The organism is Variovorax sp. 350MFTsu5.1 (assembly GCF_048302515.1).
Taxonomy (GTDB): Bacteria; Pseudomonadota; Gammaproteobacteria; order Burkholderiales; family Burkholderiaceae_C; genus Variovorax; species Variovorax guangxiensis.
In genome coordinates, this window is sequence record NZ_CP157620.1 from 4,121,961 (window position 1) to 4,137,043 (window position 15,083).

Below are 15,083 nucleotides of genomic sequence, written 5' to 3' on the forward strand. Positions count from 1 at the left end.
CCCCTGAAGAAAAACCACCCCCCACACCCATGACCGAATCCAAGTTCGAGCCCGACGACAACGACGGCAACGCCAAAGCCGGCATGCGCAAGGGCCTCACCAGCTACGGCGACCGCGGCTTCTCGCTCTTCCTGCGCAAGGCCTTCATCAAGGGCGCGGGCTATACCGATGCCGCGCTCGACCGCCCGGTCATCGGCATCGCCAGCACCGGCAGCGCCTACAACCCCTGCCACGGCAACGCGCCTCAGCTCATCGAGGCGGTGAAGCGCGGCGTGATGCTCGCGGGCGGGCTGCCGATGGAGTTTCCGACCATCTCGGTGCACGAGAGCTTCGCCGCGCCGACCAGCATGTACCTGCGCAACCTGATGGCCATGGACACCGAGGAGATGGTGCGCGCGCAGCCCATGGACGCTGTGGTGCTCATCGGCGGCTGCGACAAGACCGTGCCGGCGCAGCTCATGGGCGCGGCGTCGGCCGGGCTGCCGGCCATCCAGCTCATCACCGGCTCGATGCTCACCGGCAGCCATCGCGGCGAGCGCGTGGGCGCCTGCACCGACTGCCGCCGCTACTGGGCCCGCTACCGCGCGGGCGAGATCGACGCGGAGGAAACGGCCGACGTCAACAACCAGCTGGTGGCGAGCGTCGGCACCTGCTCGGTCATGGGCACGGCCAGCACCATGGCCTGCATCGCAGAGGCGCTGGGCATGACAGTGGCGGGCGGGGCCTCGCCGCCGGCCGTGACGGCCGACCGCATCCGCATCGCCGAGCAGACCGGCGCGCAGGCGGTGCGGATTGCCCGCGAGCGCCTCACCATCGACAAGGTGCTCACCCCGGCCGCCTTCGAGAACGCGATGCGCGTGCTGCTGGCCATCGGCGGCTCGACCAACGGCATCGTGCACCTCGCGGCCATCGCCGGGCGCATGGGCCTGGAGATCGACCTGCACGCGCTCGACCGCATGGGCCGCGAGACGCCGGTGCTGCTCGACCTGAAGCCCTCGGGCCAGCACTACATGGAAGACTTCCACGCCGCAGGCGGCATGGCCACGCTGCTGCGCGAGCTCAGACCGCTGCTGCACCTCGATGCGCTCACGGTCACGGGCCGCACGCTGGGCGAGGAGATCGAGGCCGCCGGCCCCGGCTTCGCGCAGGACGTGGTTCGCCCGGTGGCGCAGCCGATCTACCCGCAGGGCGGCATCGCCGTGCTGTGGGGCAACCTGGCGCCGGGCGGCGCGATCATCAAGCAGTCGGCCGCCGACCCGGTGCTGATGGAGCACGAAGGCCGCGCCGTGGTCTTCGAGAACGCCGAGGACCTGGCGCGCCGCATCGACAGCAACGAACTCGACGTGACGCCTCACGACGTGCTGGTGCTCAAGAACATCGGCCCCAAGGGCGCCCCGGGCATGCCGGAGGCGGGCTACCTGCCGATTCCGCGCAAGCTCGCACGCGCCGGCGTGAAGGACATGGTGCGCATCTCCGACGGCCGCATGAGCGGCACCGCCTTCGGCACCATCGTGCTGCATGTGACACCCGAGTCGGCCATCGGCGGGCCGCTGGCCTACGTGCGCAGCGGCGACCGCATCCGCCTCAGCGTGGCGAATCGGGAGATCTCGCTGCTGGTGACCAACGAAGAGCTGGCAAGGCGCGCAAAGGAATCGCCGGTGGTGGAGCCCACCGCCGAGCGCGGCTACAGAAAGCTCTTCCTGCAGACCGTGACGCAGGCCGACAAGGGCGTGGACTTCGACTTCCTGCGCGCGCCGGACACCACCGGCAAGGTGCCGCGCTAGCCGGCGCGCGCCCGCACAATGGGCGCATGACCGACCGCTTCTACGACGAACTCGCCCCGCTCTATCACCTGATCTATCCGGACTGGAACGACAGCATCCGCTTGCAGGGCGAAAAGCTCTCGCAGCTCTTCGAGGCCGAATGGCCGTGCGGCGAGGCAAGCCGCAAGGTGCTCGACGTGTCTTGCGGCATCGGCACCCAGGCGCTCGGCCTCGCGGCACTCGGCCATGCGGTGACGGCTTCGGACCTGTCGGCCAACGAGGTCGAACGCGCGCGGAACGAGGCCCGTCAGCGCGGCCTCGACATCGACGTCTCGGTGTGCGACATGCGCGAGGCGCACACGCATCACGGCGGCGGCTTCGACATCGTGATCTCCTGCGACAACTCGATGCCGCACCTGCAGACCGACGCCGACCTGCTGACCGCCCTGCGCCAGATGACGGCCTGCCTGCGCCCCGGCGGCGGCTGCGTGGTCAGCGTGCGCGACTACGCGAAGGAAGAGCGCGGCAGCAACCTCGTGAAACACTACGGCGCTCGCGTGGACGACGGCAAGCGCCACGTGCTGTTCCAGGTCTGGGACTTCGATGACGGCGGCAAGGGCGAGCGCTACGACCTGGGCTTCTTCTTCGTCACCGAGGACCTCGCCACGCAGGCGGTGAGCACGCGGGTGATGCGCTCGCGCTACTACGCCATTTCGACGACGCGGCTGTGCGAGCTCATGCAGGAGGCAGGGCTGAAGGACGTGCGGCGCGTCGACGGTGCCTTCTTCCAGCCCGTGCTGGTGGGCACGCGGCCCTGATCCGGAGCCGAGCCGGAGCCGAGCCGGAGTTGATCCGGCGCTGGTTTTCAGGCTGTTTCAGATGGAGTTTCGAGGGCCCCCGCTGGTCACTGTCCCGTCACGGGGCATACCTAGCATCCGGCGGCTTTCGTTTCTTCTTCAACAACACCTGAAAACCACATATGAAAAAGAGCGTTCCCGCGCCTGCGCCCCGTCCCGTTCTCGCAACCATCGCAGCAATCACGCTCGTCGGCGGCAGCCTGCTGATGACCGCATGCGGCGGCGGCAACGGCGGTGGCATCTCCCTGCCGGTGCTCCCGCCGGCGCCCGCTCCCGCCCCGGCCCCCACGCCGGCTCCGCCCGCCCCCGCGCCGCTGGGCACGCTCGATGGCTCCGTGCCCCTGGTCATCGGCCACCGCGGCCTGCCGGGCCTGTATCCGGAAGAAACGAAGACCGCCTACGAAGCCGCCGCCGACGCCGGCGCCGACTCGCTCGAAACCGACCTGCACCTCACCAAGGACTGCGTACTGGTCGCGCGCCACAACCCCTGGCTGAGCGACAACACCAACATCGCCGAGGTCGCCAAGACCAACACCACTGTGGCTGCGCGCCAGCGCACCGTGCCGGGCGTCAAGGTCAACGTGAAGTATCCGGTCACGCCCGAGAACGGCCCCGCACAATACTGGAGCGATCTGACCGACCCCAACGATCCCAAGTCGGTACTCAAGTCGCTCATCGTGGATGGTCAAGACCACACTGGGGACTGGTCCATCACCGACTTTACGATGGACGAACTGCGCCAGTGGATCCGCGGCACCACCTACGACGCCAGGGACCAGCGCCCCACCGACCTCAACGGCAAGCTGCCGATCATCAGCTTCCAGGAGCTGATCGACATCGCCAAGGCCAAGAGCGCCGCCACCGGCCGCACGCTCGCCGTGTACCCGGAAACCAAGAACCCGATCTGGAACAACGCCCAGGCCATCGCCAACGGCTGCGGCCCGGCGGACAGCCATCCACTGGAAGACGCGCTCCTGAAGGTCATGAATTTCAACGACCTCAACCGCAAGGACGCGCCGATCTTCGTGCAGAGCTTCGAGCCCGAGAGCCTGAAGTACCTGCGCTCGGCCGGCATGAGGGCCCGCGCGGTGCAGCTGATCGACGGCAACGAAGTCAACTACCAGACGGGCGAGATGATCTACGTCACCAACGACGAGTACACCTTCATCGATGGCCGCCCCTACAGCTGGACCCTGGCGGGAAATCCGAAATTCTTCGGTGAAATGCTCACGCCCACAGGGCTAGCAGAGATCAAGACCTACGCCGACGGCATCGGCCCGTGGAAGCCGCAGGTCATGGCCCACACCATCGTGCCCTTCGTCGCGGGCAAGGGCCTTGCCGACGTGAACACGATCAAGCCCACCAGCCTGATCGCCGACGCGCACAAGGCCGGCCTCTTCGTGCACAGCTACACCTTCCGCAACGAGGCGAACTACCTTGCCGGCGTCTACAAGGGCGACCCGACGGCCGAGTACCTCGCCTTCTTCCGAGCGGGCATCGACGGCGTGTTCTCGGATTTCGCGAACACCGCCTTCGCGGCACGCAAGACCTACCTGAAGGAAACGGGCCGCTGAGCGAGGCCGAAAGCGAAAGCAGGCGACGAACACGATGTACCCCGGAGAGCGCCTCAACGGATACAGCCATCTGTTCGGCCTGCTGCTCGCTCTGCCCGCGATGGCGCTGCTTCTCGTCAAGACAGTGCCCACCGGCGACGCCGCGCGCATCGCCGGCGCGCTGGTGTTCTCCCTCTCGGCGGTGGCGCTGTACGCCGCCTCCACCCTCTTTCACAGCACGCGCGGGCGCCTCAAGCGCATGTGGGAGCGCGCCGATCACTGCGCAATCTTCCTGCTGATCGCCGGCACCTACACGCCCTTCGCGCTGGTCACCATGCAGGGCCCCTGGGGCCTGCTGCTGCTGGCGACGATCTGGGGCGCGGCGATCTTCGGTATCCGGCGCGAGCTGGTTCCGGCGAAGAACGGCGCGCCGAAGAAGCCGTCGCTGCCGATCTACATCGGCCTGGGCTGGCTGGTGGTTCTGGCCGCGGTGCCGCTGGCCGCGCGACTCGATACAGCGGGACTGGCGTGGCTGCTGGTCGGTGGCGCCTTCTATACGACGGGCACCGTGTTCTATCGCAACCGGTCGGGCTTCAAACATGCCCACGGGGCTTGGCATCTGTTCGTGCTGGCGGGAACGACGAGCCACTACGTGGCTGTGGGCTGGTTCGTCCTGTAGTCCCCACGGCGGCGTCGCGGAGATAATCCCCGCCGATGATCGTCCGACCCCGCCCCCACTGGCTGCGCATGCTCTTCGTATGGCGCGGCTCGGTCCTGTCGGACATTGCGCCCCAGTTGCTGTGGACCACCGCCTTCGCGGTGCTGGTGACGGTGCTGCACGGCAGGCTCTTCCAGTGGAAGGTGCCGCTGAACTTCGTGCCCTTCTCACTCATCGGCCTGACGCTGGCCATCTTCCTGGGCTTTCGCAACAGCACGAGCTATTCGCGCTACTGGGAGGCTCGCACGCTGTGGGGCACGCTGCTCAACGAAACGCGCACGCTGGTGCGGCAGGCGTTGACGCTGGCGGACGCGCCCTCGGAGGCGACGACACCCGCGATGCGGCTCATCGCCTTCGTCCACGCGCTGCGTCATCAGCTGCGAGGCACCGATCCTTCCGCCGATCTCGCCCGGCTTCTGCCCGGGGAAGACAGCGCGCGCCTGCGTGCCGCGCGCTTCAAGCCCGCCATGCTGCTGCTGATGGTGGGCGAATGGCTGCGCGACCAGCGCCAGCAAGGCCGGCTGGACCCTACCCTCGCTCAGGCCATGGAGCACCCGCTGGGCCGCCTGACCGAAGCGCTGGGCGGCTGCGAGCGCATCGCGGGCACGCCCATACCGTTCACCTACTCCGTCATCATCCACCGCACCATCTACCTGTACTGCGTGCTGCTGCCCTTCGGGCTCGTGGACGCGATCGGCCCGATGACGCCGGTGGTGGTCGCCTTCATCGCCTATACCTTCTTCGCGCTGGAGGCACTGGGCGCGGAGATCGAGGAGCCCTTCGGCACGCAGCCCAACGACCTTGCGCTGGATGCGATGTCGCACACCATCGAGTCGACCCTGCGCGAGATGCTGGGGGAGCCGCAGGCTGTGTCGTCTCCGATGGCCGGACCCGCGGGATACATACAGACCTGAGGAGCGAGCGGCCGGGCGCTGGCGGTCTGCGATTCCTCGAACACGCAATTTCCCATGCTGACAAAGCCCAGGCATCCACTGCCCACCATGCTCGCGATCGTGGCGGGCGCCGTGGTCACGCTCCTCGCGGGCTGCGACCGCGCCGGCACCGCTTCGCAACCCGGCGCCGAAGAAATCGCCATCCGCACCGCGCCTGCCGAGCAGGTGTTCCAAGGCACGCTCGCGGGCCAGCCGGTTCATCTGGTGGTACACGACTGCGAAGTCCTTCGCGTGCAGCAGGGCGCGCAGGGCCGGATCGAATGGACGAGCGTGCTCGCCCCCGAGCCGTATCCCTTTCCTACCGCCTGCGAGCGCCAGTCGCTGAGCTTCGATGCGGGCCAGGTCACGGCGAAGCTCGGGCGTCGCGCCTTCGGCGCGGGCGGCTGCTGCGCCAGCGGCGGCACCTATCGTTCGGCCGATGGCCTCAACTGGAAGAAGCTCTAGCGCCCGGGATCGCGTCGAGGGCCGGATAATCCGGCTCCTTTCATCAAGAGGGTACGCATGAGAGCCGTCGCATCCGCCATCGCCATGCTCCTGGCCGCCGGCACGGTGTTCGCCCAAGGGACACAGGGCCCGTACAAGGGCCCAATCTTCGATACCCACCTGCACTACAACCAGGAAGCCTGGGACGGCAACACCGGCCCCTTCCCGCCTTCCGAGGCGCTTGCGCGCATGCAGCGCAACGACGTCCGGGCGATCATCGCGAACTCGCGCCCCAACGCCGGCACGCAGACGCTGGCTGCGTCGCGCGAAACGCGCGCGGCGGGCGTGACGGTCGTGCCCTTCGTGCGGCTCTATCGCAACCGCGAGGACTACACCAACTGGTTCCGCGACGAGACCATCTACGAGATGGTGCTGACCGAACTCGCGCGCGGCACCGCCAGCGGCCCGTATCGAGGCCTCGGCGAATTCCATCTGTACGAGAGTGCGAACGCCAATGGACCGGTGGCGAAGAAGCTGATTGCGCTGGCTGAGCGCGAGAAACTCGCGGTACTCGCGCATGTCGACGACGTGGCGGTCGACCTGCTGATGGCGAATGCACCCTCGAAGGGCCAGTCGCTTCGCCTCATCTGGGCCCACACGGGCATCGGCGGCACGCCGGTCGAACGGGTGCAGGCGATGCTGGAGCGCTATCCGCTGCTGATGGGCGAGCTCTCGTACCGGCCGGGGCTGACCTGCGAGGGCGGCAGGCTCTGCCCCGAATGGCGCTCGCTGATCCTCAAGCATCCGGGGCGCTTCATGGTCGGCTCCGACACCTGGATCAACCAGCGCTGGAGCAGCTACGACGAAACGATGCGCGGCTACCGGGCCTGGCTGGGCGATCTGCCGGACGACGTGGCGCAGCGCATCGCCTGGGGCAACGCGGCCGGGCTGTTCGGCCTGCGCTGAACCCGCGAAGCCTCAACCTGCCAGAGCCGCTGCAGCAATCCGCGTGGCCGATGCGACCACGTCGTTGCGGTTCCTGGCATCCTTCTGCGGGAAGGTCAGGTACACGGACAGCACGATGGGCGCACCGGTCGGCGGCCACAGCACGCCGACATCGTTGGTCGAGCCGTAGGAGCCCGCTCCGGTCTTGTCGCCCACCTTCCAGCCTGCGGGAACGCCCGCCAGGAAGCGCTCGGTGCTGGTGGTGTTGCCCAGCAGCCAGGTGCGCAGCTGGTCGCGCTGCCCGGCGCCGAGCGCATCGCCCAGCACGAGGCGCTGGATGCTGTCGCTCATGGCCGCCGGCGTCGTCGTGTCGCGGGGATCGCCGGGAATGCTGGTGTTGAGCTCGGGTTCGGTGCGGTCCAGCCTGAAGGCCTGGTCGCCGATGCCGCGCGCGAAGGCGGTGACGGCGGACGGTCCGCCCAGCACCTTCAGCAGCAGGTTGGCGGCGGCGTTGTCGCTGTACTGAATGGTGGCGGCGCACATCCCGGCCACCGTCATGCCGGTGGCGACGTGCTTCTCGGTGATCGGCGAATGGTCGATCAGGTCGCCCTTGCCGTAGCTCACGTTCCTCGGCAGCAGGCTGGCGTCCTTCGCGCTGCGTTCGAGCACGGCGGCCGCCAGCATCAGCTTGAAGGTGCTGCACAGCGGAAAGCGCTCGTGCGCCCGATGCTGTATGCGCGCGCCGCTGCCGGTGTTGAAGCCGACCACGCCCAGGCGGCCACCCGCGGCGCTTTCGAGCGCGGCAAGCCGGGCCTCGGCGGAAGACTGCGATTCGGTGCCGGACCACGCGGTGCACGCGCCGGCGAGCGGCAGCACCGAGGCACCGAGCAACAGGGTTCGGCGCTGGATGAGAGGGTTCATTTCGTTTTCTCTTTCTTTCTGCGAGTGGATGGAACGAAGCGAATGCTAGGAGCGCCCCTTGTGGCGATCCACCCTCCCGACGGTGTTTCTCGTCCCGGGTGTATCGGGTGTAACAACCCTGTTTTGCTAAACCGTTCGGTTGAACATCGCTCGGAATCGATCTATATTCAACCTCATGGTTGAACTAGAACTTGCAGACGACCGGCTCGACGCCGTCTTCCACGCCCTCGCCGACAGCACGCGGCGCACCATGCTGCAGCTGCTGTCGCACGGCGAGTGCAGCGTGGGGGAACTGGGCGCGCCCTTTCGCATGTCCTTCGCAGGAGCATCCAAGCACGTGAAAACGCTGGAGCGCGCGGGCCTCGTCTCGCGCACCGTGCAGGGCCGCGCACACGTCTGCCGGCTGGAGCCGTCCGCGCTGGCCATGGCCGATGCGTGGCTGAGCTACTACGAAGGCTTCTGGAGCAACCGTCTCGACGCGCTGGAGCAGGAACTGCGGCGCGATGCGGCATCCCGCAGGAAGTGAGCCTCTTTCTTCCTTCCTTCATTCATCCATCCACCCAAGGAGAGACTGCAAATGACGATCAAGCACAGCCTGGGCACCCAGGTCGAGCCCGGCACCCTGCGCATGGAGCGCACCCTGCCCGCGCCCATCGAGCGCGTGTGGGCCTATCTGGTCGATTCCGACAAACGCGCCGCCTGGCTGGCAGGCGGCGTGTTGCCGAAGCAGTCCGGCGAACTCTTCGAGCTGCGCTTCGAACACACGAAGCTCACCGGTGAAGTGGCGCCCGACCGCTTCGCCGAGTGCCGCGAGCCGATCCACCAGAAATCGCGGCTGCTGCGCATCGAGCCGCAGAAGCTGCTGACCATCAGCTGGGACGAAGGAAGCGCCGCGCCGTCGGAAGTCAGCTTCGAACTCACGCCGCAGGGCGACAGCACGCGGCTCGTGCTCACACACAGGCGCCTGGCCAGCCGCAAGGGAATGCTCAGCGTGGCGGGCGGCTGGCACGCGCATGTCGATGTGCTCATCGACGTGCTCGCGGGAAACAAGCCCCAAGGCTTCTGGACGAATCTCGCCGAGGTCGCGAAGGAATACGAGACGCAGATTCGCTGAGCCGCGACGTTCCTCCTTTTCATTTTTCTCTCTCACGGGGCCCTCGGGCCCCGTTTCTTTTTCTGACTTCGAAGTTCGGAGAGCTTGTCAAACCGCTGTCACTCGGCAAACGCAATATTCGAGGCATTCAGAGCATTTGTGTGTTTTGTTGCAAATGAATTCTCTTGCACAAACACATGTGGAAACACGCAAGCCCAGGGCTCGAGCCACGGGCCGGCATCTCAATACTTCGAGGGAAAACATGACCAGAGGAATGAACGCGCGTCGTGCGCGGGCGTGGGGAAGCGCTTGCGTACTGCTGCTTCTCGCGGCTTGCGGTGGCGGTGGAGGCGGCGGCACGGGCGTCCCGCTCGTGGGCACGCCACCGGCCAGCGGCGGCGGCAGCAATACGCCACCGCCGTCGGTCAACCAGGGCAAGAGCGGACCCAAGGCACTGGTCGTCGAGATCGACGGCCTCACGCATTCGGCGCTTCGCGATGCGATGGCGCAGAACAAGGTGCCGGCCCTGCAATCGCTGCGGGTCGCGCCGGCCTGGACCGGCGGCGCCAACGGCACGCCGAGCGAACAGCGCACCACCGACGGCCCCGGCTGGGCCACGCTCCTCACCGGCACCTGGGCCCAGCGCCACAACGTGCGCTGGGACACAACCGACCAGCGCATCGACATCAAGCTCGCGCCCTCCGTCTTCGCTCTCGCTAGGCAAAACAACAAGGCAGCCGGCTACAGGACGGCCTCCGTCACTGCCGGCTCGCTCTATCCGCTGCTGCTCGCGAACGAAGCGGGCACGGTGGACAGTGCCGTCGACTGTGCGGGCGCCGACGCCTGCGTCACCGACCGCACCGCGCAATTCATCGACGCCGGCTACGACCTGCTGGTGGCGCAGTACGGCGCGCCGGCCACGGCCGCAGGCAACGGCCTGAAGAGCGACGCCTACCAGCGCTCCATCGCCGACACCGCCACCAGCGTAGGCAAGTTGCTCGCCCGCATCGCGCAGCGCACCACCAACGACCCGAAGGAAGACTGGCTGGTGATCCTCACCACCGGCCACGGCCTCGACGCCTTCGGCAGCGCCACCGGCCTGCAGGACAACAGCAGCAAGACCATCTTCATCGCGAGCAACAAGACGCTGGCGGCCCAGCCTGGCGTCGGCGCCGCCGCTGCGGCCGACGATACGCTGCTGGCGCTCGCGTCCGCCACCGACATCGCCCCGACCGTGCTGCGTCACCTGGGCGCGCTGCCGGCGGCGACGGACTACCGCTTCGCCGGCCAGGCCCTGCAGGCCTCGACGTCGTTGCGCAGCCTGGCTGCCAGGACGGGCGCGGACAAACGCAGCATCGAACTGTCGTGGACCCTGGCCGGCAACACGACCTCCGCGGTGCAGGTGCTGCGCGACGGCAAGGTGGTGGCCACGCTGCCGGCCGGCTCCACCGCCTACACCGATCCCATCGTCGCGGCGAGCGACGGCCTCTATGCCTTCCAGTACACGGTCGTCGCGGGTGAAGCCAGCGTGACGCTTGCCGCGCAGATCTCGTATGTCGCGCCCGAAGCACCTGTGACGCTCGCTCCCACGCTCGCGAACGGACTGCTCAACTACTACCCGCTCGACGCGCTGCCCGGCGTGGACGCGAAGAACGCTTCCACGCTCGCGCCGTGGGCCTCCGATGCCAACGGCGGCTCGCTGGTCGATGACGGCTTCGGCGCTCCCTACAAGGCCAAGGCGCTGCGCATCGACAGCACGGTGAAGAACGCCAGCGGCATGGCCGGCTACCGCCTCGTGCAGAACAACGACGTCACCACCAACGCCGCGGTCACGGCTTTCACCATCGGGTTCTGGATGCGCACCGATGCCACCTGCAGCCAGGGGGTGAGCAATGGCGGCACGGTGATCGGCAACAAGAACTACACCACAGGCGGCAACGCGGGCCTGGCCATCGGCCTGTTCGGCAGCTGCGAGATCCGCTTCAACGTGGGCACGGGCAGCGCGCGCGCCGACAGCAACGGCTACAGCCTGAGCGCAGGCCAGTGGGCCTACGTGGCGGTGGTCATCGACAAGGCGGCACTCACCATGCGCGGCTACGTGATGGACCCGGTCAGGGGCACGCAGACCAACAGCACCGCCATCACCACCGCGCTGGTCGACAAGCTCGGCGGCCTGGGCAACGGCCTGGGCCTCAACGAGGACGGCACCGGCCTGTACTACCAGCGCGAAAGCAGCTCGCCGCGCGGCGCCATGGACTTCAACGACTTCGCGATCTGGAACCGCGCGCTCACGAGCGCCGAGCTCAACAGCATCTTCAAGTCGGGGCAGCCCCTGTCGACGCTGCCCTGACCCCGATCACCTTCAGCCCCAAGACAACGACGCCTTCAGAGGACTCCAACCATGCAACTTCACCCACGTCTCCTCGTGCGCCTCGCACCCGCGCTCATCCTGGCCTGCGTCCTGTCCGCCTGCGGCGGCAGCGGCGGAGGGGGTGGCGGCTTCGTCGGCACGCCGACGACGCCCACAACGCCGACGACACCCACGCAACCCGATACCGGCGCCGCTCCCGTGAAGAGCTGCGCCCCCTGAGCTCCACATCAAGCCCTACGCCATACCCCAACAAGAGAAGAACAGATCCATGACGAATTCACGTCGCAAGTTCCTCACCGGCACCGCCACCACCGCCCTCGCGCTCTCGGCCTTTCCGCCCAGCATCCGGCGCGCGCTCGCCATTCCGGCCAACAACGCCACGGGCACCATCAAGGACGTCGAGCACATCGTCGTGCTGATGCAGGAGAACCGCTCCTTCGACCAGTACTTCGGCACCCTGATGGGCGTGCGCGGCTTCGGCGACCGTTTCACCATTCCGCTGCCCAAGGGCATGAATGTGTGGCAGCAAAGCGATGCCAACGGCAAGGTCATCCTGCCCTACCACCTCGACAGCCGCAAAGGCAACGCACAGCGCGTGAGCGGCACGCCGCACTCGTGGAGCGACGGCCAGAACGCCTGGGACGGCGGCCGCGCCTACCAGTGGCCGCGCTACAAGAACAACGCGTCGATGGGCTACTTCAAGGAAGCCGAAGTCACCTTCCAGTTCGCGCTGGCCAATGCCTTCACGCTGTGCGATGGCTATCACTGCAGCATGCACACCGGCACCAACTCGAACCGCATGTTCCACTGGACCGGCACCAACGGCCCGTCGGGCGAAACCGCCGCCGGCCCCGCGGGCGTGGCCTCGGTCGTCAACGAATGGGACGACATCGGTGCCTCGACCAGCGGCTACGAGTGGAAGACCTACCCCGAGCGGCTGCAGGAGGCCAAGGTCAGCTGGTTCATCTACCAGAACATGCCCGACAACTTCACCGACAACCCGCTGGCCGGTTTCAAACAGTACCGCAAGGCCAACGAGGCCTCGGGCAAACCCGTGAGCAACGACACGACGTCGCCCGCCTACGACCCGGCCAGCGACGATGCGGGCAACCCGCTCTACAAGGGCATCGCCAACACCATGCCCGACGGCGGCTTCCTCGAACAGTTCCGCCAGGACATCAAGAACGGCAAGCTGCCGCAGGTGTCGTGGATCATCGCGCCGGCCACCTACTCCGAGCACCCCGGACCGTCGAGCCCCGTGCAGGGCGGCTGGTACATCCAGCAGGCGCTGGACGCGCTCACCGCCGTGCCCGAGGTGTGGAGCAAGACCGTGCTGCTCATCAACTTCGACGAGAACGACGGCTACTTCGACCACTATCCGTCGCCCGCGGCACCCTCGCTCAACCCCGACGGCACGATGGCCGGCAAGACCACGCTGCCGGAGTCGGACCTTGCCGTGGAGCGCTTCACGCACCCGAAGCCGCCGGGCACCAGCAGCCAGCCCGCACCCGACGGACGCGTGTACGGCCCCGGCGTGCGCGTGCCGATGTACGTCATCTCGCCCTGGAGCCGCGGCGGCTGGGTCAACTCGCAGGCCTTCGACCATACCTCGGTGCTGCGCTTCATCGAGGCGCGCTTCGGTGTGAAGGAAACGAACATCTCGCCGTTCCGCCGCGCGGTGTGCGGCGACCTCACGAGCGCGTTCAACTTCGCAACGCCCAACAGCGAAGCACTGCCCACGCTGGCGGGGCGCACCACCAAGGACGCCGCCGACAAACTGCGTGCCGACCAGCAGGCGCTGGCACAGGTGGCGCTGCCGCTCGACCCGCAACTGCCCCGCCAGGCCACCGGCTCGCGCCCCTCGCGCGCCCTGCCCTACGAACTGCACGTGAGCGGACGCAGCGACGCCGTCAAGGGCCAGATGCGGCTGATCTTCAAGAACAGCGGCAAGGCCGCCGCCGTGTTCCATGTCTATGACAAGCTCAACCTCGACCGCCTGCCGCGCCGCTACATGGTCGAGCCCGGCAAGCAGCTCGACGACACCTGGAACTCGGGCGCTGACAACAGCGGGTTCTACGACCTCTGGGTGCTTGGCCCCAACGGCTTCCATCGCCACTTCAAGGGCGACTTGAACCGGCTGCGCGCAGGCGGCGCGCCCGACCCCGAGGTGCGCGTGTGCTACGACATCACCAACGGCAACGTCTCGGTGGAAATGCTCAACGGCGCGAGCGGCACGGCCAGGTTCACGGTGCGCGCCAAGGCCTACCGCGATGACGGCCCGTGGACCGCAACGGTCGCGGGCGGTGCCAAGGCCGAGCAGGCCTGGGTGCTGGCCAGCAGCGGCCAGTGGTACGACTTCGCGGTCACCTGCGACTCCGACCCGGCCTTCTACCGCCGCTTCGCCGGCCGCGTCGAAACGGGCAGGCACTCGGTGAGCGACCCGGCCATGGGCCTGGCCGATCTCTGACCACGGCATCGATGCGTGATCACGCGATCGCGTGATCGTGCGATCGCGAAGTCGCCTGATCACGCCCGCGCCGGACATTCGGCGCGGGCACAATGGCGCGGCTTTCGCGCCTGTTCCGGGGCGACCGTCTCGCAACGCCGCCTTTTTCATTTCTTCCCATAAGCCGCGTTTCCATGCTCCAAGAAGAACGATTCCTGCGTATCCGCAGCCTGCTGGCCACCTTCTCGCGGCTGAGCGTGGAGCGCATCGTGCAGGACCTTGCCGTGTCGCGCGAAACGGTTCGGCGCGATCTGGTCGAGCTCGAGGGCCTGGGCGAGCTGCGGCGCGTGCACGGTGGCGCGGTCGCGGTCAAGGCGGAGCCCGAGCCGCCGCTCGCCGTACGGCTGGTGGCGCGGCAGCGCGAGAAGCGCGCCATCGCCAAGGCCGCCGTCGCCCTGCTGCAACCCGGCCAGACCATCTTCATGGACGCGGGCAGCACCATGTCGATCTGCGCGGAGGAAATCGCCACGCTCAGCGGCATGACGGTCATCACCAATTCGCTGAGCATCGCGCTCAAGCTCGCTGGCGCGGGCGAAGGCCGGCTCACCGGCAACCAGACCATCCTGCTGGGCGGCCAGATCGACGTGAAGGGGCAGGCCACCTTCGGCGACACCACGCTGGAGGCCATTCACCGCTACCGCGCCGACATCGCGCTGCTGTCGCCCGTGGGCCTGCACGCGAAGCACGGCGCCATGAGCTTCGAGCACCACGAGGCCACCGTGGCGCGAGCCATGGCCGAGCAGTCGCAGCAGCTCGTGCTGCTGGCCGATCACGCCAAGATCGGCCAGGCCAGCCGCGTGACCTATGCGCGGACGGCGGACATCGACGTGATCGTCACCGACGCCAAGGCACGCGAACTGCCGGGACTGCCCGGGCTGCGCAAGGCCTGCGAGCGCGTGATCCTGGCCTGACGCCGGCGCGGCGGCGCAGCCGCCTCTTTCCGCTCCCAAGTCACGAAGACGTGGCGGCCGGTGCGCGGT

General features: G+C 67.8%; 14 protein-coding genes. 13 read left to right on the forward strand and 1 reads right to left on the reverse strand.

Going from position 1 to position 15,083, the window contains the following annotated elements; all coding sequences use genetic code 11:
* Window positions 1-29: 29 nt before the first annotated feature.
* The 7 genes from ABL843_RS18735 (at window position 30) to ABL843_RS18765 (ending at window position 7,233) form a co-directional block, all read left to right on the forward strand.
* Window positions 30-1,784: an IlvD/Edd family dehydratase gene (locus ABL843_RS18735; protein WP_418116837.1), complete on the forward strand. Its 1,755-nt coding sequence runs from the start codon at window positions 30-32 to the stop codon at window positions 1,782-1,784.
* 26 nt (window positions 1,785-1,810) lie between these two features.
* The gene (locus tag ABL843_RS18740) at window positions 1,811-2,581 is read left to right on the forward strand and encodes a class I SAM-dependent methyltransferase (RefSeq protein ID WP_418116838.1); all 771 of its coding nucleotides are present in this window, start codon (window positions 1,811-1,813) and stop codon (window positions 2,579-2,581) included.
* A gap of 161 nt (window positions 2,582-2,742) precedes the next feature.
* Window positions 2,743-4,194, forward strand: a complete 1,452-nt coding sequence (locus ABL843_RS18745; protein ID WP_418116839.1) for a glycerophosphodiester phosphodiesterase family protein — start codon at window positions 2,743-2,745, stop codon at window positions 4,192-4,194.
* Between the two features lie 34 nt (window positions 4,195-4,228).
* Entirely contained in the window at window positions 4,229-4,852 is a 624-nt protein-coding gene (trhA, locus tag ABL843_RS18750; RefSeq protein ID WP_418116840.1) for a PAQR family membrane homeostasis protein TrhA, read from the forward strand.
* Window positions 4,853-4,887: 35 nt separating this feature from the next.
* On the forward strand, window positions 4,888-5,805 hold the full coding sequence (locus tag ABL843_RS18755; protein ID WP_418116841.1) for a bestrophin family protein: 918 nt from the start codon (window positions 4,888-4,890) through the stop codon (window positions 5,803-5,805).
* 54 nt (window positions 5,806-5,859) lie between these two features.
* On the forward strand, window positions 5,860-6,288 hold the full coding sequence (locus ABL843_RS18760) for a hypothetical protein (protein WP_418116842.1): 429 nt from the start codon (window positions 5,860-5,862) through the stop codon (window positions 6,286-6,288).
* A gap of 57 nt (window positions 6,289-6,345) precedes the next feature.
* A complete protein-coding gene (locus tag ABL843_RS18765; RefSeq protein ID WP_418116843.1) occupies window positions 6,346-7,233 on the forward strand; it encodes an amidohydrolase in 888 nt (295 codons plus the stop codon).
* 12 nt (window positions 7,234-7,245) lie between these two features.
* Here ABL843_RS18765 and bla read toward each other — a convergent pair whose 3' ends face one another.
* Window positions 7,246-8,133: a class A beta-lactamase gene (gene bla, locus ABL843_RS18770; RefSeq protein ID WP_418116844.1), complete on the reverse strand. Its 888-nt coding sequence runs from the start codon at window positions 8,131-8,133 to the stop codon at window positions 7,246-7,248.
* 175 nt (window positions 8,134-8,308) lie between these two features.
* On the opposite strand from bla, the gene ABL843_RS18775 reads away from it, so the two are divergent.
* The 6 genes from ABL843_RS18775 to ABL843_RS18800 all read left to right on the forward strand — a co-directional run bounded on the left by ABL843_RS18775 (window position 8,309) and on the right by ABL843_RS18800 (window position 15,014).
* On the forward strand, window positions 8,309-8,659 hold the full coding sequence (locus tag ABL843_RS18775) for an ArsR/SmtB family transcription factor (protein WP_126021990.1): 351 nt from the start codon (window positions 8,309-8,311) through the stop codon (window positions 8,657-8,659).
* Window positions 8,660-8,710: 51 nt separating this feature from the next.
* Window positions 8,711-9,247: an SRPBCC family protein gene (locus ABL843_RS18780; RefSeq protein WP_184637025.1), complete on the forward strand. Its 537-nt coding sequence runs from the start codon at window positions 8,711-8,713 to the stop codon at window positions 9,245-9,247.
* A gap of 241 nt (window positions 9,248-9,488) precedes the next feature.
* Window positions 9,489-11,576, forward strand: a complete 2,088-nt coding sequence (locus tag ABL843_RS18785; protein WP_418116845.1) for a LamG-like jellyroll fold domain-containing protein — start codon at window positions 9,489-9,491, stop codon at window positions 11,574-11,576.
* A gap of 51 nt (window positions 11,577-11,627) precedes the next feature.
* The gene (locus ABL843_RS18790; protein WP_369661808.1) at window positions 11,628-11,816 is read left to right on the forward strand and encodes a hypothetical protein; all 189 of its coding nucleotides are present in this window, start codon (window positions 11,628-11,630) and stop codon (window positions 11,814-11,816) included.
* Between the two features lie 49 nt (window positions 11,817-11,865).
* Window positions 11,866-14,064 carry a phosphocholine-specific phospholipase C gene (locus ABL843_RS18795; protein ID WP_418116846.1) on the forward strand — a complete coding sequence of 733 codons (2,199 nt, stop codon included), beginning with the start codon at window positions 11,866-11,868 and terminating at the stop codon, window positions 14,062-14,064.
* A 173-nt stretch (window positions 14,065-14,237) separates the two neighbouring features.
* A complete protein-coding gene (locus ABL843_RS18800) occupies window positions 14,238-15,014 on the forward strand; it encodes a DeoR/GlpR family DNA-binding transcription regulator (RefSeq protein ID WP_126021986.1) in 777 nt (258 codons plus the stop codon).
* Window positions 15,015-15,083: the final 69 nt, after the last annotated feature.

Excerpts from the sequence above, each read along its gene's own strand:
- ABL843_RS18735 (WP_418116837.1), top strand. The coding sequence starts at position 30 with ATGACCGAATCCAAGTTCGAGCCCGACGACAACGACGGCAACGCCAAA.
- ABL843_RS18740 (WP_418116838.1), top strand. The coding sequence starts at position 1,811 with ATGACCGACCGCTTCTACGACGAACTCGCCCCGCTCTATCACCTGATC.
- ABL843_RS18745 (WP_418116839.1), top strand. The coding sequence starts at position 2,743 with ATGAAAAAGAGCGTTCCCGCGCCTGCGCCCCGTCCCGTTCTCGCAACC.
- trhA (WP_418116840.1), top strand. The coding sequence starts at position 4,229 with ATGTACCCCGGAGAGCGCCTCAACGGATACAGCCATCTGTTCGGCCTG.
- ABL843_RS18755 (WP_418116841.1), top strand. The coding sequence starts at position 4,888 with ATGATCGTCCGACCCCGCCCCCACTGGCTGCGCATGCTCTTCGTATGG.
- ABL843_RS18760 (WP_418116842.1), top strand. The coding sequence starts at position 5,860 with ATGCTGACAAAGCCCAGGCATCCACTGCCCACCATGCTCGCGATCGTG.
- ABL843_RS18765 (WP_418116843.1), top strand. The coding sequence starts at position 6,346 with ATGAGAGCCGTCGCATCCGCCATCGCCATGCTCCTGGCCGCCGGCACG.
- bla (WP_418116844.1), bottom strand. The coding sequence starts at position 8,133 with ATGAACCCTCTCATCCAGCGCCGAACCCTGTTGCTCGGTGCCTCGGTG.
- ABL843_RS18775 (WP_126021990.1), top strand. The coding sequence starts at position 8,309 with ATGGTTGAACTAGAACTTGCAGACGACCGGCTCGACGCCGTCTTCCAC.
- ABL843_RS18780 (WP_184637025.1), top strand. The coding sequence starts at position 8,711 with ATGACGATCAAGCACAGCCTGGGCACCCAGGTCGAGCCCGGCACCCTG.
- ABL843_RS18785 (WP_418116845.1), top strand. The coding sequence starts at position 9,489 with ATGACCAGAGGAATGAACGCGCGTCGTGCGCGGGCGTGGGGAAGCGCT.
- ABL843_RS18790 (WP_369661808.1), top strand. The coding sequence starts at position 11,628 with ATGCAACTTCACCCACGTCTCCTCGTGCGCCTCGCACCCGCGCTCATC.
- ABL843_RS18795 (WP_418116846.1), top strand. The coding sequence starts at position 11,866 with ATGACGAATTCACGTCGCAAGTTCCTCACCGGCACCGCCACCACCGCC.
- ABL843_RS18800 (WP_126021986.1), top strand. The coding sequence starts at position 14,238 with ATGCTCCAAGAAGAACGATTCCTGCGTATCCGCAGCCTGCTGGCCACC.